The sequence below is a fragment of the Kitasatospora sp. NPDC086791 genome (assembly GCF_040685975.1).
GTDB lineage: Bacteria > Actinomycetota > Actinomycetes > Streptomycetales > Streptomycetaceae > Kitasatospora.
On sequence record NZ_JBFBOC010000001.1, the window covers coordinates 754,144 to 772,707 of the forward strand.

At 72.8% G+C, this 18,564-nt stretch carries 16 protein-coding genes; 9 read left to right on the plus strand and 7 right to left on the minus strand.

The genetic code is table 11. The features are described 5' to 3' along the window. Positions 1–31: 31 nt before the first annotated feature. Positions 32–745, plus strand: coding sequence for a TetR/AcrR family transcriptional regulator (locus tag AB0Q99_RS03420; RefSeq protein WP_363567966.1), 714 nt, complete (start codon positions 32–34; stop codon positions 743–745). Between the two features lie 4 nt (positions 746–749). Beyond that, positions 750–1,238 carry a helix-turn-helix transcriptional regulator gene (locus tag AB0Q99_RS03425; protein WP_363567967.1) on the plus strand — a complete coding sequence of 163 codons (489 nt, stop codon included), beginning with the start codon at positions 750–752 and terminating at the stop codon, positions 1,236–1,238. A 121-nt stretch (positions 1,239–1,359) separates the two neighbouring features. Here AB0Q99_RS03425 and AB0Q99_RS03430 read toward each other — a convergent pair whose 3' ends face one another. Beyond that, a complete protein-coding gene (locus tag AB0Q99_RS03430; protein ID WP_363567969.1) occupies positions 1,360–1,962 on the minus strand; it encodes an ATP-dependent Clp protease proteolytic subunit in 603 nt (200 codons plus the stop codon). Between the two features lies 1 nt (position 1,963). After that, positions 1,964–2,602, minus strand: coding sequence for an ATP-dependent Clp protease proteolytic subunit (locus tag AB0Q99_RS03435; protein ID WP_363567970.1), 639 nt, complete (start codon positions 2,600–2,602; stop codon positions 1,964–1,966). Positions 2,603–2,917: 315 nt separating this feature from the next. On the opposite strand from AB0Q99_RS03435, the gene AB0Q99_RS03440 reads away from it, so the two are divergent. From AB0Q99_RS03440 to AB0Q99_RS03455, 4 genes are all read left to right on the plus strand, one after another. Next, positions 2,918–3,424: a hypothetical protein gene (locus tag AB0Q99_RS03440; RefSeq protein ID WP_363567972.1), complete on the plus strand. Its 507-nt coding sequence runs from the start codon at positions 2,918–2,920 to the stop codon at positions 3,422–3,424. A gap of 260 nt (positions 3,425–3,684) precedes the next feature. Next, entirely contained in the window at positions 3,685–3,966 is a 282-nt protein-coding gene (locus tag AB0Q99_RS03445) for a hypothetical protein (RefSeq protein ID WP_363567973.1), read from the plus strand. Beyond that, positions 3,966–5,294 (plus strand): hypothetical protein, encoded by a 1,329-nt coding sequence (locus tag AB0Q99_RS03450; RefSeq protein ID WP_363567975.1) that lies wholly within the window; start codon positions 3,966–3,968, stop codon positions 5,292–5,294. Before AB0Q99_RS03445 ends, AB0Q99_RS03450 begins: the two co-directional genes overlap by 1 nt. Before the next feature lies 1 nt (position 5,295). Continuing rightward, on the plus strand, positions 5,296–5,808 hold the full coding sequence (locus AB0Q99_RS03455) for a hypothetical protein (RefSeq protein ID WP_363567977.1): 513 nt from the start codon (positions 5,296–5,298) through the stop codon (positions 5,806–5,808). Positions 5,809–5,849: 41 nt separating this feature from the next. Here AB0Q99_RS03455 and AB0Q99_RS03460 read toward each other — a convergent pair whose 3' ends face one another. After that, complete coding sequence (locus AB0Q99_RS03460) at positions 5,850–7,460, minus strand: metallophosphoesterase family protein (RefSeq protein ID WP_363567979.1); 1,611 nt, start codon at positions 7,458–7,460, stop codon at positions 5,850–5,852. A 470-nt stretch (positions 7,461–7,930) separates the two neighbouring features. Here AB0Q99_RS03460 and AB0Q99_RS03465 point away from each other — a divergent pair, with 470 nt between their 5' ends. Beyond that, the gene (locus AB0Q99_RS03465; RefSeq protein WP_363567981.1) at positions 7,931–8,563 is read left to right on the plus strand and encodes a transglycosylase family protein; all 633 of its coding nucleotides are present in this window, start codon (positions 7,931–7,933) and stop codon (positions 8,561–8,563) included. Positions 8,564–8,776: 213 nt separating this feature from the next. Here AB0Q99_RS03465 and AB0Q99_RS03470 read toward each other — a convergent pair whose 3' ends face one another. From AB0Q99_RS03470 to AB0Q99_RS03480, 3 genes are all read right to left on the minus strand, one after another. Next, entirely contained in the window at positions 8,777–10,588 is a 1,812-nt protein-coding gene (locus tag AB0Q99_RS03470; RefSeq protein WP_363568215.1) for an amino acid transporter, read from the minus strand. A 486-nt stretch (positions 10,589–11,074) separates the two neighbouring features. Continuing rightward, positions 11,075–12,751: a multicopper oxidase family protein gene (locus AB0Q99_RS03475; RefSeq protein ID WP_363567983.1), complete on the minus strand. Its 1,677-nt coding sequence runs from the start codon at positions 12,749–12,751 to the stop codon at positions 11,075–11,077. A 107-nt stretch (positions 12,752–12,858) separates the two neighbouring features. Next, the gene (locus AB0Q99_RS03480) at positions 12,859–13,350 is read right to left on the minus strand and encodes a hypothetical protein (protein ID WP_363567985.1); all 492 of its coding nucleotides are present in this window, start codon (positions 13,348–13,350) and stop codon (positions 12,859–12,861) included. Positions 13,351–13,604: 254 nt separating this feature from the next. Here AB0Q99_RS03480 and AB0Q99_RS03485 point away from each other — a divergent pair, with 254 nt between their 5' ends. Next, complete coding sequence (locus AB0Q99_RS03485; RefSeq protein WP_363567987.1) at positions 13,605–16,034, plus strand: collagenase; 2,430 nt, start codon at positions 13,605–13,607, stop codon at positions 16,032–16,034. Between the two features lie 67 nt (positions 16,035–16,101). Here AB0Q99_RS03485 and AB0Q99_RS03490 read toward each other — a convergent pair whose 3' ends face one another. Continuing rightward, positions 16,102–17,004, minus strand: coding sequence for a LysR family transcriptional regulator (locus tag AB0Q99_RS03490; RefSeq protein ID WP_363567989.1), 903 nt, complete (start codon positions 17,002–17,004; stop codon positions 16,102–16,104). 130 nt (positions 17,005–17,134) lie between these two features. Here AB0Q99_RS03490 and AB0Q99_RS03495 point away from each other — a divergent pair, with 130 nt between their 5' ends. Beyond that, the gene (locus tag AB0Q99_RS03495) at positions 17,135–18,223 is read left to right on the plus strand and encodes a YncE family protein (RefSeq protein ID WP_363567991.1); all 1,089 of its coding nucleotides are present in this window, start codon (positions 17,135–17,137) and stop codon (positions 18,221–18,223) included. The last annotated feature ends 341 nt before the right edge of the window (positions 18,224–18,564 follow it).

The following is an 18,564-nucleotide window of genomic DNA, read 5'->3' on the forward strand; positions in this document are numbered from 1 at the left end:
TTGTACCACAAAAATATCCGGAAGGAACCCGATGCCCAAGCTGGTGGATCACGAGGAGCGACGGGCCCACATCATCGACGCCCTGCTCCGCTCGGCGGCGAGCAGCGGCCTGCACTCCGTCACCATGCGCTCCGTGGCGATCGAGGCCGGCGTCTCGGTGCGGCTGGTGCAGTACTACTTCGACACCAAGGAGCAGTTGCTCCTCGCCGCCATGACCCGCCTGGCCGCCCGCATGGGCGAACGGGTCCAGCACCGCGTCCGCGCCACCGGCGCCACCACCGACCCCCGCGGCATCATCGAGGCGGTGCTGCTCGAAGCCGTCCCCACCGACGAGGAGAGCCGGGCCTTCCACCTCATCTACACCGAGTACGCCGTGCTCTCCGTCACCGACCCCGCCCTCGGCGGCCGGCCGTTCCTCGCCGCGCCGGACGAGATGGAGGCCTTCCTGGTCGCCCAACTGGCCGCCGCCCAAGCCGCCGGAACCGCCGATCCCCACCTGGACCCCCGTCAGGAGGCCGTCGTCCTGCTCGCCGTCTCCGCCGGCCTCGGCCTGAGCGTCCTGCTCGGCCAGCGGACGGCGGAGGCGGCGACCGCCGTCCTGCACTACCACCTCGGCCGCGTCTTCCCCGGCCAGGGCCGCGGCCGGACGGGCCCACCGGCTCGCGGCGCCTCCGGTCCACCGGCGCGGCTTCACCCAGGGCAGAACGCCGCTCCCTTCCCCCGGCGCCCCGGATCCCTAGGCTGAAGCGGTGAGCACTCATGCGCCGAACGAAGCCCGCGTCATCCCCCTGCGCCCGCAGACCTCACCGGCCGGTTCCCGCGGGTCCGCCGGGTCCGCCGGGGCGACCCGCTCCCCGCAGCGACCGTCCGGGACACCCGGGACGCCCGGGACGCCCGCACCGAGGGAACCCCTGTGGCGCGACCTCGTCGGCGGCGCCCTGCGACGCGAACGGCTCGCCCAGGAACGCACGTTGAAGGACGTCGCCGAGACGGCCCGGATCTCGATGCCGTACCTGTCGGAGCTGGAGCGCGGACGCAAGGAGGCCTCCTCCGAGGTGCTCGCGGCCGCCGCCAAGGCGCTCGGACTCGGCCTCGCCGACCTGCTCTCGCTCGCCCAGGACGAGCTGACCCGGTACCCCCGGAGCCAGGCGGGTCGCGGCCGGGCGGGCCGAAGCCGGGCGGGCCTCGGCCGCACCTCGCCCACCGCGCAGTACGACGGCCTCTGCCTCGTCGCCTGACCGAACTCACCGCCCGACCGAACTCACCGCCCGACCCGACCGGCGGCCGGCACACCCCCGTGGCACCGACCGCCGGTTCGGCCATCGACCATCGCCCCGGCGCGCGATCCGCCGAACGCGATCAGCCGAACGCGAGCCGCCGGCTCAGCACCTCGTCGGCGATCCCGTAGGCGACGGCCTCCTCGGCGGTGAGCACCTTCTCCCGGTCCATGTCCGCACGCAGCGTCGCCACGTCGTGCGGCGTGTGCCGGGACAGCACCTCCTCCACCTGCGCGCGGATGCGCACCATCTCCTTGGCCGCGAGGCTGAGGTCGGAGACCGTCCCCTGCCGGCCGCCACTGGCCGGCTGCCCGAGCAGCACCCGCGCGTGCCGGAGCACGAACCGCCGCCCCGGATCCCCGCCGGCCAGCAGCACCGCCGCCGTCGACGCCGCCTGACCGACGCAGAACGTGGAGATCGGCGCCTGCACGAAGGTCATCGTGTCGTAGATCGCCATCAGCGAAGTGAACGATCCACCGGGCGAGTTGAGGTAGATCGAGATCTCGCGCTCCGGGTTCTCCGACTCCAGGTGCAGGAGTTGCGCGATGACCACGTTCGCGACCCCGTCGTCGATGTCGGTGCCGAGGAAGATGATCCGCTCGTTGAGCAGCCGGCTGAAGACGTCGTAGGACCGCTCGCCCTGCGCGGTCCGCTCGATGACGTAGGGAACCGTGTACGACCCCATGTCACAACCCCATCCGTCGGCGCGACGAGGCCGGGCGGATGTCGGCGACCGACTCCACCACCCGGTCCACGATCCCGTACTCCCTGGCCTGCTCCGCCGTGAACCAGCGGTCCCGGTCGCCGTCCCGCGCGATCGCCTCCTCGCTCTGCCCGGTGTGCTCGGCGGTGATCCGCTCGATCGCCCGCTTGGTGAACTGGAGGTTCTCCGCCTGGATCTCGATGTCCGCGGCGGTGCCGCCGATGCCCGCCGAGGGCTGGTGCATCATGATCCGCGCGTTCGGCAGCGCGAACCGCTTCCCGGACGCCCCCACGGCGAGCAGGAACTGCCCCATGCTGGCCGCGAACCCCATCGCCAGCGTCGAGACGTCGTTCGGGATGAGCCGCATGGTGTCGTAGATGGCCAGACCCGCGGTGACCGACCCACCGGGGCTGTTGATGTACAGGCTGATGTCGGTACGCGGGTCCTCCGCGGAGAGCAGCAGCAGCTGCGCGCACACCCGGTTGGCCGACACGTCGTCGACCTGCGTGCCGAGGAGCACGATCCGCTGGGCGAGCAGCTGCGCCGCGAGGTGGTCGTCGAAGCGGCTGGGCGGGGTGTCGCCCTGCTCCGCCCGGGGCGGGAGCGCGGTGAGTGAAGCCATCCGGTTTCTCCTTCTTCTCCTTGTCGAAGCGACGATGCCGCTGACCCCACTCTCACCCCCGGACGCACACCGCACGCGCTTTCTCTGCCCGCCGCAGATTCGCCACGGGCAGAGGGGCCGAGGATCGCTGCGGGCTCCGAACGTCCTTCCCCGGATCGGTGGCGACTCGGCGTCGACGAACTCGAACCGATCCGGAACGACGGCCACGGAGATCGAACAACTGTTACACGGATTACCGGAGTTGACGTCTGGACCGGGGCCCGGAACCCGTGGCAGTGTCCACGTGAGGGATTTTCCGCTCACAGGGGGACTCACATGACACTCAGCACTCGGATCCGTGCCGCTGTCACCGCACTCGCCGTCGCCGCAGGCGGCCTGACGGTGGCCGTCGCCGGCCCGGCGACCACCGCGAACGCGTGCGGACGGGCCCAGCTCGGTCCGACCCGCTACATCTGGAGCGGCGGCCACACCGTCGGCACCTTCTACCTCGCCTGGGACTCCTGCGCCAAGGCCGCCTACACCGAAGCCCACATCACCAACACGAACTGGACCAGGACCGACGGCTTCATCGAGGTCCGGAACTCCTCCGGCGGCGGCTCGGAGTACGGCCCGGCGTACCCGACGGTCGTCTGGGACGGAACGGCCTGGTGGGACTCGTTCTACCCCAACCAGAGCATGCTCTCGATCTACTCCAACCCCTCCAGCGACCGCCTCTACTACGGCCTCGCCGAACTCAGCGGCTGCTCCCGCCAGGGCCAGACCCCGGAGTGGAACTTCTCGAACGGCTCGGTCGTCAACAACGGCTACGACATGCTGTGCTGACGATCGATCAAAACATCATCCACAGCCTCGACGGTCCCGCCTTCGTGGTGAAGCGCCCCTTCGACCACGGGGCGGGGCGGACGTCTTCGTCCGGGCCACCGGCACGTGATGGGGCCCGCCGCACGCGGCGGGCCCCATCGCGAGTCTCCCCATTCCCCTGCGCCCGCTCCCGCTCGCTCGTTAGCGTGAGAACCAGGGCCGCACCGGACGTGAGGAGGTACGGGGTGGGCGGGTACATATCCGAGCCGGAACGGCTCCCCGTGGCAGCAGCCAAGCTGGACGAGGGAGCGGACAAGCTCTCACAGGCGGACTCCGGCTTCGGCGAGTCGGCAGCCGCCGCGGCTCGCCACAGCGATTGGACCATCGGCGCCTCCCTCGGTACGTGCACCAGCGGCTGGTCCGAAGAGACCGGCAAGGTCACCGACGCCATGCGCAAACTCGCCGAGGGACTCCGGACCACCGCGACCAACTACTACCGCCAGGAAGCCGCTGTCGCGGAGCAACTGCGCAGCGCAGCCGCCCTCCTGGAGGGCAACAGCTGATGCCTTCCGTCTACGCGTACGAGCAACCCGACGGCCGCCGCAAGGCCGACCAACCCGATCACGTCCGCCACTTCCCCGAGCCGGTCACCCTGCAACAGATCCGGACCTGCGACCCGGAAGCGTTCCACCGAGCGTCGGAGGAGTGGGACAAGGTCGGAACCGCCGTAAGCGCGGCCAAGTTCCTCGCCGTCGATGTCCTCTCCACACTCCAGGAGGGCTGGAGCGGCGATGCCGCGGACCTCGGGCGCCGGGCGCTGACGGAGTTGATCGACGAAATGTCGATCGCCGAACAGGAGCTGGAGGCCGCACGACTCACCCTGGTGAGTGCCACCACAGGCCTGGCGCTCGCGCGCCGGTGGGTGGCGGAAGCCGACGACCTGGCCCGCGCCAATGACCTCACGATCAAAGAGGGCGGCGACATCGGCTATCCCTCGTGGTCGAGCGGAAACGACCCTGACGGCGAGGGCGAGTCCCGTCGGCTGGCCCGCGTCGCCGGCGACATCCGCAACCTGTTGAAGGCTGCGACGACCTATGCCGCCGACGTCAGCAGCACGGCTGGGCATGAGCTGGATCGCATCGACGACGCGGTGAAGTACCGTCGCTTCGATGACTGGACGAAACGGGTGGTGGGTGAGGATCTGGCCGGCGCGCGCGGCCTGGCGAAGGTCTTCGGCGGCGAGGGAGGCGTGCTGCTGCCACCCGATCCGTACGACCGGGGCGCGGGCGACTACAACACGGAGAGCCCGACCGACAAGGACCGCAAGCTGGCGACCACACTAGGAGCCGGTATCGCCGCGATGCCATTCGCGGCTGGGGGCACGCATGCCAGCGCCAACATGGCGCACTACCTCTCCGGCACGGGCGAGCCCCTGGAACTGAACGTCGAGGACATGCTGAAGGACATCCCCGACTTCCAGGAGAGCGTGAGCACCACGCTGGACGGCAACCTCAACGGCTGGCAGGCCGAAGCCCTGGCGGAGTACCGCCGCACGGGCAAACCCGTCTCGTTGGTCCACCAGACCGGCTGGCAACCGATGTCCGCAACGCCGGACAGCAGCAAGGACTGGTTCTACGCGGTCGGCTCGTTCCACTACAACACCGAAGCGAAGGTCGAGGTGAAGCCGACGTCGCCGGGCGCTCCGCCCGAGGTGACCGTCACGTACCGGACGAACGTCCGGGATCGGTACAACTGGGACAGTGGGAAGGCCACCGATGTGCCGGGTGTGGGGCAGGTGACGGACCACGACATCCAGCGCCTCCACAAGACCGGTCTGGCACGGGAGTTCGACATGGGAGGCACCAGCAAGGCCAGGACGAGGAAGCTCTGACGTGACGACCGGCGGCGATTCGGGCGACCGGCCGTGGGCGCGTCGGCTGCTGGGTGCGTTCCTGGTGGTCTGCGTGCTGATCACCGTGGGGTGTGTCTGGTGGGGGGTGGCCGCGTTCCTACGGATGGGCCATCCGCCGGAGACCGACACCGACCGCGCGGAGCGGCTGGCGGGGCTGCGTGCCGAGCAGCACCCCGGCAAGGGGCGGTACTACGTTCCGGTGGCGGCCGTGCTGTCCCGCGCCGCCGACGGCTCACGGGTCGCCTACCTGCACTACGGGGTCGGTGGCGGCGACGACGCCGACCTCAAGGACTTCCTCGCCACGTACGACCTGCCGCAGCCCGGCGCCCTCACCCCGCTGCCGGAGGACCTGCGCGCCGCGCTGCCGGGCGACGAGCCGGCCGAGGGTGCGCTGGTACCGGCGGGGCCGGGCGGGCGGCAGGTCTTCGTGGTGGAACACCCCTTCGAGCACGGGGGCGGGGCGGACGTCTTCGTCCGGGCCACCGGCACGTGATGGGGCCCGCCGCACGCGGCGGGCCCCATCACGTGAGTCGGCTACCGGCGGGCGGCCGTGCGGGTGTCGGTGGTCTCGTCCTCGTCCCGGTCGTCGTTGTCGTCCCAGCCGTCGCTGCGGTCCCGGTAGAGGGTGAAGCGGTCGTAGAGGACCGGCGTCGGGAACGGGCCGGCGGCGGTGGCGGGCACCGAGTGGTAGTAGGACACGGTGATGGTGGTCCGGCCGCCGGGGACGAGGCCCGGGTCGACGTCGAACACCGCGACGCCGTACGGGTAGTGGGTGTCCGGGTCGGTGACGGCCGACCAGTGGGCCTTCTCCTTGGCGTCCGGGTCGGCCTTGTAGGTGAGCCGCTGGGTGCGCACGCTCGCCTCGCGGACGCCGTCGGCGTCGGCGGGCAGGTAGACGTCGTCGTGCCCGGCGGTGCCGCCGCCGCCCAGGATCAGGTGGACGGTGCCCTCGGAGGTGTCGATCTGCCGCAGGTCGTCGTCGGCGACGGCGGGGGTGAGCAGGCCGCCCGGCTCGGTGCCGCGCACCGGGTGGGTGCGCTCGTAGTCGTGGTCGTGGCCGGCCAGCACCAGGTCGACGGAGTGGCGGTCGAGCAGCGGCAGCAGCTTCTCCCGGATGCCCATGTCACCGCCGTGGCTGGCGGCCGACGAGGACATCGCGAACTGGTGCAGGTAGACCACGATCCAGTCGACCGTGCTCCCGTTCCGGGCGCGCGACAACAGCCGCTCCAGCCAGCGCAGTTGGGCGCCCTCGCTGTAGCCGCTGATGTAGATGGACCGGCCGGTGGCCGGGTCGATGCTGGCGTCGTCCTCGACGGCGATCTCGTTGCCGTCCAGGCTCACGAAGAGCACCGAACCGACCTGGAAGCCGTACCAGTTGCCGCAGTGGTCGCGGGTGCCGTTGTCCGGCAGCTCGAAGCGGGTCAGGTAGGAGGCGTAGCCGAGCTCCCCGCCGCCGGCCTCGACCTCGTGGTTGCCGGGGGTGGGCATCCACGGGCGGTTGGCGGCCGACTTCGCCATGTTGTTCATGAACGCGTTCCAGGCCTGCGGCTGGCGCTGCGGGTTGTTGTTGGCGTACGCGAGGTCGCCGTTGAGCAGGTGGAACAGCGGGGCGAACTGCTCGACCTGCCGGACGGCGGCCGCGCCGTGGATCGAGGACTTGCTGAACACGTTGTCGCCCGTGCCGAGGTCGCCGAAGCTGGTGAAGCGGAACGCGGCCCGGCCGCGCGCGGGCGCGGTGCGGAAGGTGCCGCGCACCGGCTGGGCGCCGTCGTGCAGCACCTCGTAGACGTAGCTGGTGTCGGGCCGCAGTCCGGTCAGCCGGGCGTGGTGGGTGTAGGTCTCCACCTTGTTGAGCCCGTCCACGTAGCTGCGGCTGCGCGCGTCCACCGTGCGGCCGGCGCCTTCGCGCGGGGTGCCGATCCGCACCCGGGGGCGGCTGACGCTCGCCGCCGTCGCCCAGGAGACGGTCATCTCGCGGGACGGCTCGCTGCCCCACTGGAGGTGGATCTGCTCCGGGCCGGGGGTGCCGGCGACCGCCGGCTGCGTCCACAGCAGGGTGGACGCGGGCAGCGCGGCGAGCGCGCCGACCGCCGTCCCCGTCCTGAGGACGGTCCTGCGGGAGGGATTGGTCGAAGGGTGTGCCACCACTGCCGCCTCCTGGGCTCGGGAAACGCCCAGGAGGCTCCCAGCCGAACCGCACGGCCGGGCCACGGCCGACCGTGCTGACGGGGAACGGCAGTTGAACACCGGTCGGCCGGAAAACGTCGGTGCACGACCCTGCCGCCCACGCCCGGCAGCCCGGTGCCCGAGTGCCGTGAACGGCACCACGCGCAGCTGAACCGTACTCCGGCCGCAGCACGCCCGATTCGGCCCGGCCGACGACCTGACGGATCGCCATCGTTCGCACCCTTCGTCGAGGAAACTCGCGGCCACTCCGGGCGGGTGGGTGAAACCGGGCGCGGCCGGATGGCCGCGGACCGGCCGGGTGGTCCCGGGCCGCCGCCCGGGTGACCTGCCGGACGTGTCGGCGGCGCGGCGGCCCTCCCCTCGTGCGTCGGTGGGAGTGCGCCGCCTCCGGACGGTGCGAGCCTTGTCCCCGGACCTGAGAGCCGCCCATGCCTTCCACCGCCCGTCTCCGCAGCGTCGTCCCCACCGCGCTCTGCGCCCTCACCGTGGCCCTCGCCGCCCCCGCGGCCCACGCCGCACCCCCGGGCCGCGACAGCGGGTCCGACCCCGGCCGGTCGGGCGCCGGCCGGTACGACTGGGACAACGTGGCGGCCTGCGAGAGCAGCGGCAACTGGCGCGTCAACACCGGCAACGGCTACTACGGCGGCCTCCAGTTCGACCAGCCGACCTGGCGCGACAACGGCGGCCTCGCCTACGCCCCGCGCGCCGACCTGGCCACCCGCGACCAGCAGATCGCCGTAGCCCAGCACCTCGCCGGCCACCGCGGCCTCGCCCCCTGGCCGGTCTGCGGCACCCGCGCCGCCCGCGGCCACGACCGCGACGGCGCCCCGCCGCCCCGGGCCGCCGCCCCGGCGCACCCGGCCGCCCCGGCCGCTCCCGCCACCCCGGCAGCCGCCACGGACGGCACCTGGACGGTCCGCGAGAACGACACCCTCGCCGACCTCGCCGAGCACCTCCGCATCCCCGGCGGCTGGCCCGCCCTCTACGCCCTCAACCGCGGCGCCATCGGGGAGGACCCGGACCTCATCCAGCCCGGCCTGGTCCTCGACCTCCCCTCCTGACCCCGTCCCCGCCCGTCCCGACCCCTCAGACCCGCCGCCCACGCCCTCCCCCTCCCGGGCGTGGGCGGCGTCGTGTCCGGTCACGCTTCCCGGCTCCCGGCCCGGGCAGCCGTCCGCACCGGCGGAGCCCGGGAACGCCGACGGCCCGCCCGCTCAGGGGAGCGGACGGGCCGGAAGGGGACGCCCCGGACGGGCAGCGGCGCGCCGGAAGGGTCAGCCCACGTGGACGCGCGGGCGGCGCGAGCGGTCGGGCTCGGCCTCGCGCAGCACCTCGCGGGTGACCGGCGCGACCTCGCCCTGTCCGAACAGGAAGAACCGCAGGAACTGGGCGAAGGGGTTGCCCTCGGTCCACTCGAAGTAGAGGTGCGGCCGCTGCCCGGTGCGGTCCCGGACGGTGAGCGCCAGCGCCGCGATCGCGTTGGGGATGCTGGAGCTCTCCAGGGTGAGCACCCGGTAGCGCCCGTGCAGGACCTCGCCCCGGACGGTCAGCTCGGACTCGAAGTCGGAGGCGTCGCGGACGGTCACCTCGACGAAGACCAGGTCGTCCTCGCCCGGGATGTCGTTGTCGGCGCGGATCTGGCGGATCTTGTCGCGGTACTCGGCGTTGTCGCGGTGGCTCGGCTCGTTGGCGATCAGCCGTAGCGGACGGTGCGCGTAGTCCCGGATGAAACGCTCCGCCACCTCGTCCAGCGCGACATTGGTGACCCGCAGCTCGAAGGCGCGGCGCAGCCGGGACAGCAGCGAGACCAGGATGATGCCGGCGATGAAGCAGGCACCGATCTTCAGACCGTCCGGCCGCTCCATGCAGTTCAGCACGGTGGTGTAGAGGAAGATCGCCGAGATCGCCGCGAAGACGACGGTCCAGCCCTTCTCACGCTTGCGGTACGCGGCGATGGTCACCGCGATGGCCGCCGAGCTGATCAGCACCAGCACGCCGGTCGCGTACGCGCCGCCCTGGGCGTCCACGTCGGCGTCGAAGATCCAGGTGACCAGGAAGCCGATCAGGGTCAGCACGATCACCATCGGCCGCACCGCGCGCGCCCAGTGCGGGGCCATGCCGTAGCGCGGCAGGTAGCGGGGCAGCAGGTTCAGCATGCCCGCCATCGCGGAGGCGCCGGCGAACCAGAGGATCGCGATGGTGGAGAGGTCGTAGACGCTGCCGAAGGCGCCGCCCAGGTACTGGTGCGCCAGGTAGGCCAGGGCGCGGCCGTTGGCGTCGCCGCCGGGCTTGAACTGGTCGGCCGGGATCAGCAGCGTGGTGATGAAGCTGGTCGCGATCAGGAAGCAGCTCATGATCACGGCGGACGTGGTGAGCAGCTTGCGGGCGCCGCGGATCCGGCCGGCCGGGTTGGCGTCGGTGTCGCCGGCGGAGCCCTCGATGTGCGGCATCACGGCGACGCCGGTCTCGAAGCCGGACAGGCCGAGCGCCAGCTTCGGGAAGACCACCAGCGCCACGCCGACCATGACGACCGGGTTGCCGTGCTGGGCGGTCAGCGCGTCCGTCCAGTCGGTGACCACGTGCGGCGCCTCGATGATCTTCCAGAGGCCGACGGCCACCACGACCACGTTCAGCGCCAGGTAGACGCCGACCAGCGCCACCGCCAGGCCGATCGCCTCGCTGAAGCCCTTGAGGAAGACCGCGCCGAGCAGCGCCACCAGGATCAGCGTGATCAGCACCTGCTTGCCGCCGAGCACGCCGGTCAGGTGCGGGTTCTCCACCAGGTGCGCGCTCGCGTCGGCGGCGGACAGCGTGATGGTGATCAGGAAGTCCGTCGCCGCGAAGCCGAGCAGGGCGAGGACGAACAGCTTGCCCTTCCAGAACGAGAGCAGCCGCTCCAGCATCGCGATCGAGCCCTCACCGCGCGGGCTCTCCTTGGCCACCCGCCGGTAGACCGGCAGCGCGCCCAGCAGGGTGACCACCACCAGCACGATGGTGGCGATCGGCGACAGCACGCCCGCGGCGAGGGCGGCGATGCCCGGCTGGTAGCCGAGCGTCGAGAAGTAGTCCAGGCCGGTCAGGCACATCACCCGCCACCAGCGCTGGCCGGCGTGTGCACCGTGCGCGGCGGAGTCCCCCGCCGCCGCGCCCTCGTGCGGCGCCTCCGGACCGTCTGCCGTGCCGGACGGCGGCGCGGACTTCTCCGCGCTCATGTCGGCCAGCAGCCAGCTCCGCAGCCGTATTCGCGCCGACGGCGTGTCCACCGCCGCCGTCCCCGTCGGACCCGACGAAACCACGTGACACCTCTTGTTTAAAGACCCCGTAAAAGCGCCGTCGGGCGACGGCAGTGCGCCAGGCTATGCGACGGGCGTTAAGGGGACGTCATCGGCCCGCGTTAAGAAAACGTCATGACGGCGCAGGTCGGACGGGTGGCAGGGTGCGGTGGTCCGGTTCCCGGGGTGGGCGGGAGCCCGGCCCCCGGCCCGACGATCTTGAGCCGCCGGCCCGACGATCTTGGGCCGCCGGAGCCGCGGGCGAGCTCCCGCCTCCGGCGGCCCATGATCGTCCGGAGGTCAGGCCAGGTAGCCGAGGACGGTCATCATGCCCGCCTCCGCGTGGTACACGTTGTGGCAGTGGACCATCCACAGCCCCGGGTTGTCGGCGTCGAAGTCGACCGCCAGCGTCGTGCCCGGCAGCACGATCGCGGTGTCCTTGCGCGGGCCGTCGCCGGGCAGCGCGAAGCTGTGGCCGTGCAGGTGGACGGGGTGCCACATGCTCGTACTGTTCCGGAACTCCAGCCGCACCCGCTCGCCCGCCGCCACCGGGTGGCGCCGCGCCGGGTCGTAGCGTCGTCCGTCGAACGCCCAGTCGGCCTTCGCCATCCCGCCGGTGAGCTCCAACCGCACCGTCCGGTCAGGGGACTTGGCGGGCAGTCGGACGCTCGGGTCGGCCTTGAGCCGCCCGGCGGTGACCAGCCTGCCGTCCAGCTCGGCCGGGCGCACCGAGGCGTCGGGCGCGGCTCCGCCGCCGGTGCGCAGCACGGCCAGCGCGGTGGCGCCCTTGCCCTCGGCGAGCGCGGTCAGCGGGAAGACGCCGTCCCCGGCCGTGACCAGGACGTCGTAGCGCTCGCCCATGCCGAGCAGCAGCGCCTGGGTGGTGGCCGGTTCGACCGGGAAGCCGTCGGTGTGGGTGACCGTCAGTTCGTGGCCGCCGAGGGCGACCCGGTAGGCGGTGTCGCCGCCCGCGTTGATCAGCCGGATCCGGATCCGGTCGCCGGGCTTGGCGGTGAAGGTCTCGGGCGCGGTGGCGAGGCGGCCGTTGACCAGGTGGAAGGGGTGGGCGACGTCGCCGGCGTCGCCGCCGAGCAGGGGGCTGCGCGCACCCATCAGCATCCGGGAGGGGCCGGCGGCTCCGCCTGCTGCACCCGGCGTGCCCGCCGCCCCCGGCGTACCCGACATCCCCGGCATCCCTGACATGTCGTGATCGGAACCGGAGCCGGAGCCGGAGCCGCCCGAGTGGTCCATGCCGCCCGTGCCCCGGGCGAGTTCGGCGAGCACGGCGTCCGGCGTGCTGCCGTCGACGCCGTCCACCCAGTCGTCCAGGACGACGACCCACTCCTTGTCGTAGCGCAGCGGCTCCCTCGGGTCCTCGACGATCAGCGGCGCGTACAGGCCGCGGTCCTGCTGGACTCCGGAGTGCGGGTGGAACCAGTACGTGCCCGGGCGGCCGACCGCGAAGCGGTAGTCGAACGAGGCGCCGGCCTTGACGGCGGCCTGGGTCAGGCCCGGCACGCCGTCCATGTCGTTGCGCAGCGCGAGGCCGTGCCAGTGCAGCGAGGTGGGCTGCGGCAGGTTGTTGGCGAGGGTGAGGGCGAGCGTGTCGCCGGCGGTGACACGGACCTCCCCGCCCGGCAGGCGGTCGCCGTACGCCCAGCTGCGGACGGTACGTCCGCCGAGGTCGAGGGTGGTCTCGGTGGCGGTGAGCGCGACCTTCCGCTCCGGGCCGGGGTTGCGCCGGGCCTCGGCGGCGGCGACCTCCGGACCGTTCGGGGCGACGAAGCCGGCGGGGTCGGCGGGGGCGCCCGGAGTGACGGGGGCGGCGGCCGGGCTGCTCGGGGCGCCCGGGGAGCCGTGGTTCATGGACGAGTGGTCCATCCCCTTCATCGCGTCGGACGAGCAGGCGGTGAGCAGGCCGGTCCCGGCGGCGGCGAGCGCGGCGCCGAGGACGGTACGACGGGTGGGTGTGCGCATGACGGAGTGCACCTCGTGCGGTGGTGTGGGCGTACAGGACGTCGCGTCGGCCGTTCCGCACACGGGCGCATCGCAGCGCACGCGGGCACGGGACGGCCGGCGCACGCCTACTGACGCAGCACCGAGAGCCGGGCGAGGAGTATCCGGCCGCCCCCGGGCGGAGGCAGCGCGCGGACGGCCCGCAGCAGCCGGGCCCGCACCTCGGCGGCGGCGTCACCGCTGCGGCGCAGCAGCGGGCCGGCGACCAGGAGCAGCAGGGTCCAGCCGGCCAGGACGGCGAGGCACACCGCCATCGGGTCCATGCCGTCGGCGGCGGGGTCGACCCCCGGCGGATGCCGGTCATCGGCCAGCAACTGGGGCCCAGCGCCTGCCGCGTGCTGCATCATCGCGTGCTGCCCGGCGACATGCTGCGCCACCGGGGGCCGGTCGTGCCCGCCGTGCGCCCCGGCCGAGTGCCCGGCCGAGTGCGCGGTCGGATGCCCGAGCGTGTGCATCGTCACGATGCCCAGCAGCAGCGCGGCGAGGAGCAGCAGGCGCAGCCCCCACGGGACGCGGGGCCCGAACGACGGCAGTGACCGCAGTGACCGCAGTGACCGCACCGTCGTTCGCCCCCCGCCGCCCTCGCCCACCAGTACCCCCACAGGGTATCCCGGACCGGGGGAGCGGAGCGGACCGGGGGTCAACCTCGTTCACCCTCTTGGCAGGTGCAATTTCACATTGCTATGTTACGGCTCACACCGAGGGCGAACACACCCCACCGCGTCCGCCCCCGCCTCCCCCCGGCAGTCCCGGGCCGGAACCCACGGCACTGCCGCCTCGCACCGCCCTGCCACGTCCCCCTCCAGGAGATCCGGTGTCAACTTCCCGCGTTGCCAGGCGAGTCCTGCTCGCCTCCGCGATAGCCGTCACACTCACGCTGCCCACCCTGCAGACCGCCCAGGCCCTCACCCCGATACCCCGGGCCACGTCCGCCTCGAAGGGCACGACGGCCCCGAAGGCCCCGGCGGCCACCGCCCCGGCCCCCGCCCCCGCCTCCGCCGACCCCGACCAGCGCACCGCCTACGACGACGTCGACCACCTCGGCACCGACGCCGCCAAGCCCGGCGCCCCCGCCCCGGCGCCCGGCGGCGGCTCGCTCGGGTCCACGCTCGTCCCCGGGCTGCTGCCCGACCACGTCGGCGCGCCCGCGCCCACCGCCGACCGGCTCGTCGCGACGGCCGGCGCCGCCACCGCCGCGCACACCAGCGCGGGCGTGCCCTGCACCCTCGACGGGCTCACCGGCCTCGGCGCCGACCAGCTGGTCGCCTTCCTCGCCGATCCGGCGGTCACCGCCGACGGCTGTCTCAACTCGATCCTCTGGACCTGGGACGCCCGCTTCACCTCCACCATGGACAACGCCCACGTCCAGGCCGTCGCCCAGCGGATCACCCAGCTGTCCGCCACCGACGACGGCACCGGCTCCTCGCACGTCTACGAGCTCTGGACGTACCTGCACGCGACCGCCTATCACGCCTTCGGCCACCACGAGTTGAACCTCGGCGACCGGGCCACCCTCGGCGCGATCCAGCAGGCGATCACGGCGTACGCGGGCAGCGCGCACGCCTTCGACCGCACCGACCTCGCCGCGAACGTCCTGCGCGAGGCCGCCATCACCGCCGGCGCCGACGGCCTGCGCCAGAACAACCTCGGCCTCGCCCGGCGCATCCTCGGCGTGCTCGCCCCCGGCACCACCCTCGCCGACAGCACCGCCTGGGGCAAGGCCGTCCTCCAGGCCCTCAACCTCAACTACCTGGGCATCTACAACCAGGACCCGGCCTTCCTCGCCGCCGTCGCCGCCGACGCCGACTACCGCGCCGCGTTCCGCGCGTACGCCTCGTGGGGCCACCTCAAGGGCACCAAGAACGCCTGGACCGCCCGCGACGCCGTCGCCGAGACCGGCCGGTTCGGCCAGGTCGCGGCCCTGCACGACGCCACCGTCGCCGGTCTCGGCTCGCTGATCGACGCCACCAAGGCCGCCTTCGGCGAGTGGTCCGACCCGTGGGCCAAGGCCATCGGCTGGGCCGCCACCTACGGCGTCTGCCACCAGTACGGCGTCTGCATATCCGACCTGGAGGCCAGGCTCTTCCCCAACACGTACACCTACGACAACGGCGCCATCGAGGTCCACACCGCCCTCGACAAGGCCACCGTCGACCAGATGTACTACGCGAGCAAGCAGGTCAAGACCCAGTACTTCCGCGTGCTCGGCACCGACCAGCCGCTCGCCGGGGACGTCAACTCCACCCTGCACATCCACCTGTACGCCTCGCGCGCCGACTACGAGGTCTACCACCCGATCCTCACCGGCTACAGCACCAGCAACGGCGGCATCTACATCGAGCGCGGCGCCACCTTCTACACCTACCAGCGGCGCGTCCCCCAGGACTCCCAGCTCACCCTCGAGGAACTGTTCCGCCACGAGTACGTGCACTACCTCAACGGCCGCTGGGCGGTGCCTGGTTACTTCGGCGACCCGCGCTGGTACGCCGACGACAAGACCACCGCGATGGACGAGGGCACCGCCGAGTTCTTCGACGGCGCCACCCGCGACCGGGGCATCCTGGTCCGCAAGTCACTGGTCCGCAAGCTCGCCGCCGACGAGGCCGCCGGCATCCCCCGGATGACCGTCGCCCAGCTCCTGCACGCCCGGTACACCGACACCCCGGCGTTCCACTTCTACAACTACGCCGGCACCTTCTTCGAGTTCCTCTGGCAGCAGCACCCCTCGCTGCTGCGCGAGATGTACGGCTACCAGCGCGCCGACGACCCGGCCGGCTTCGACGCCTGGCGCGACCGCGTCGGCGCCGACACCGGCCTGCAGAAGGAGTACTGGGCCTTCCTCGACGCGCAGATCAGGAACGTCGACAACCTCTACGTCCCGTCGACCACCTTCGTCCCCAACGGCTCCCTCGACCTCGCCTGGGCCGACGACGTCCAGAGCGAGTTCGCCGCCGCCACGTCCTCCACGCCCACCTGCAAGGACAACGGCGACTGGGCCAACAAGCCGATGCGCTTCGTCTGCAACGGCAGGATCACCGCCAACCTCTCCGACTCCACCGACCCGGACAAGGTCTTCAAGGACATGTCCGACACCGTGGACTACTTCATCCTGACCCGCACCAAGGACGTCGAAGGGGCGAACAACCTCAACGACATGAACTGCAGTTTCGGCAAGGTCGACATCTGGACCGGCGGCAAGGCCGGTACCGCCGACTACACCTGCGAGGGCCCGCTCCGCCGGTAGCCCCGCCCGGCCGGGCGCGGTACGGACGGTGGGATCCGTACCGCGCCCGGCTCACGGCGCTCTCGCGTCACGTCGCGGCGGACGCGCCCAGGACGGCCGCCGCGACGTGCTCGCGGAACCAACGGTGCGCCGGATCCGCCGAGTTGCGCGGGTGCCAGGCCATCCCCAGCTCCAGCGGGGCGAGTTCGAGCGGAATCGGGAAGGTGCGCAGCCCCAGCGCGCCGACGGTGTCCGGCAGCCAGTCCGCCAGGCCGAGCGCCACCAGGTCGGTGTCCCGGGCCAGCAGCATCGCACTCGGGTGGCTCGGCACGACGACCGCCACCCGCCGCCGCAGCCCCAGTCCGGCCAGCGCGGTGTCGATCGGCCCGAGGCGCTTGCCCCGCCGCGAGATGCCGATGTGGTCGGCCTCGGCGAAGCGGCGGGCGGTGATCCGGCGGCCGTCGAACAGCGGGTGGCCGGCGCGGGCCACCCCGACCAGCGGAGCCCGCAGCAGCTGCCGGGTGCGGACCTCCGGGTCCACCTGCCCGATCACGCCCAGCTCGACGTCGACCAGCCCCTGCCGCAGCGCCGGTCCGCCCTCCAGCGCCTCCGGCAGGAACACCACGTCCACCCGCGGGGCCTCCGCCCGGATCCGCTCGGTGAGCACCCCGGCCATCCGCACCAGCATCAGCTCACCGGCCTGCACGGTGAACGTCCGGTCCAGGTGCACCGCGTCGAAACCGGCCCCGGGCCGCAGCACGTCGTCGCAGCCGCGCAGCAACGCGCCGACCTCCTCCCGCAGTTCGAGCGCCCGCGGGGTCGGCACCATCCCCTGCCCGGCCCGCACCAGCAGCGGGTCCCCGACCGCGCGGCGCAGCCGGGCCAGCGTCCGGCTCACCGCCGCCGGCGAACTGCCGAGGCGTTCGGCGGCCCGGGTCACGCTGTTCTCCTGGAGCAGGGCGTCCAGGGCCCGCAGCAGGTTGAGGTCCATCAGGCACGCTCCTGAGCTGCACTTTTGCATCCGAGTCAACTATCCGATGCCCATCCTTGCATTGTTCGGCGTCGCCCGGCGGACGAGAGTGGAGCCGTCCACGAAGGCCCGCCCAAGGAGCCGAGCCCTGATGTCGCAGTCCCCCTCCCCCGTCGACCGTTCCGCCGCCGTCGACCGTTCCGACCTCGCCGGTGACGTCCTCGCCGTCGTCAGCCAGAGCGGCCCGACCGTCTCCTTCTTCGACGCCGCCACCGACCGGCTCCTCGACACCCTCGAAGTCCTCGCCGAGCCGCACGAGTTGTGCTTCGACCCGACCCAGCGGCTGCTCTGGTGCACCACCGCCTACCACTCGGGCTACTACCACGCCCACGGCGGCCGCCGCACCGAGCTGACCGTCATCGACGCCGACACCCGCCGCATCGTCGAGGTGATCGACCTCGCCCCCGAACACGGTCCGCACGGACTGGCCCTGGACGCCGCCCGGCACCGCCTCTACGTCAGCGTGGAGGGCGGCCCGGACCGCCCCGGCGGCGTCGTGGTCATCGACACCCGGACCCGCCGCCCGATCGGCCGGATCGACACCGACGCCCCCGGACCGCACTGGTTCGCCGTGTCCACGGACGGGCGCACCGGCTACGCCACCAACAAGGAGGCCCCGTTCGTCTCCGTCGTGGACCTGGACCGGGGCGTCCTGACCGCCAAGGTCGAGGTCCCCGGCAGCGAGGGCCTCGCCGTCTCCGCCGACGGCACCCACGCGTACGTCGCCGGGCCCTACCTCGGCTTCGCCGGGAAGCCGGACGCGAAGCCCGACGCGACCCCCGGCATCCGCGTCATCGACGCCGGTTCGGCCGCGGTCGTCGCCACCCTCCCCACCGGGTCCCCGGCCCTCCCGGTCCACCTCACCTCCACCGGCCGGCTGCTGGCCGGCGAGGTCCGCTCGACCCCCGACCCGGCCTCCGGGCTGGGCCGCCAGCTCCCCGGCCGGCTCACCGTCTTCTCCGCCGACGACCACCGCCACCTCGGTTCCGTCGAGGTCGGCCTCTTCCCCCTGACCATCACCTCCTCCCCCGACGGCCGCTTCGCCTACGTCTCCTCCGTCGTCTCCTCCACCGTCGACGTCATCGCCCTCGACGCCCTCACCCCGGTCTCCCGCCTCACCGTCCCCAAGCGCGCCGAACCCGGCGCCCACGGCCTCGCCTACCTCCCCCGGCCCGCCTGACCCCGCCCCCGGCCCACCCCCGTGCCCCGGTGACGGCCACGCGGAAGTCGGTGGCCGTTCCGGCCGGGTGGGGCGTTCGGAGCCGGAGAGGACGACGGCCGATTCCTCGCCCCGGTGCTCGGCGACGGGCTGGGCGAGGCGGGGCGCGTGGAGGCCCCCGACGCGGTACCCGAGGACGGCGCGCACGGGCCGGCCCGTGGCGGTGATCGCCCCGGTCCAGTGCTTCACCGAGTCCTCGCCGTCGAAGGCGCGAGTGCGGGGGCGGCGCCGCGGAGCGTCCGCCGTCCTCGTCCTGCCACGTGACTCGCAACGGATCGAGGGGGCCGGCGTCGGCCGGCCCC

What these genes read in the sequence shown, in the direction of transcription:
- AB0Q99_RS03420 (WP_363567966.1), top strand. Translation starts at nt 32, where the DNA reads ATGCCCAAGCTGGTGGATCACGAGGAGCGACGGGCCCACATCATCGAC.
- AB0Q99_RS03430 (WP_363567969.1), bottom strand. Translation starts at nt 1,962, where the DNA reads ATGGGGTCGTACACGGTTCCCTACGTCATCGAGCGGACCGCGCAGGGC.
- AB0Q99_RS03435 (WP_363567970.1), bottom strand. Translation starts at nt 2,602, where the DNA reads ATGGCTTCACTCACCGCGCTCCCGCCCCGGGCGGAGCAGGGCGACACC.
- AB0Q99_RS03440 (WP_363567972.1), top strand. Translation starts at nt 2,918, where the DNA reads ATGACACTCAGCACTCGGATCCGTGCCGCTGTCACCGCACTCGCCGTC.
- AB0Q99_RS03450 (WP_363567975.1), top strand. Translation starts at nt 3,966, where the DNA reads ATGCCTTCCGTCTACGCGTACGAGCAACCCGACGGCCGCCGCAAGGCC.
- AB0Q99_RS03465 (WP_363567981.1), top strand. Translation starts at nt 7,931, where the DNA reads ATGCCTTCCACCGCCCGTCTCCGCAGCGTCGTCCCCACCGCGCTCTGC.
- AB0Q99_RS03470 (WP_363568215.1), bottom strand. Translation starts at nt 10,588, where the DNA reads ATGTGCCTGACCGGCCTGGACTACTTCTCGACGCTCGGCTACCAGCCG.
- AB0Q99_RS03475 (WP_363567983.1), bottom strand. Translation starts at nt 12,751, where the DNA reads ATGCGCACACCCACCCGTCGTACCGTCCTCGGCGCCGCGCTCGCCGCC.
- AB0Q99_RS03490 (WP_363567989.1), bottom strand. Translation starts at nt 17,004, where the DNA reads ATGGACCTCAACCTGCTGCGGGCCCTGGACGCCCTGCTCCAGGAGAAC.
- AB0Q99_RS03495 (WP_363567991.1), top strand. Translation starts at nt 17,135, where the DNA reads ATGTCGCAGTCCCCCTCCCCCGTCGACCGTTCCGCCGCCGTCGACCGT.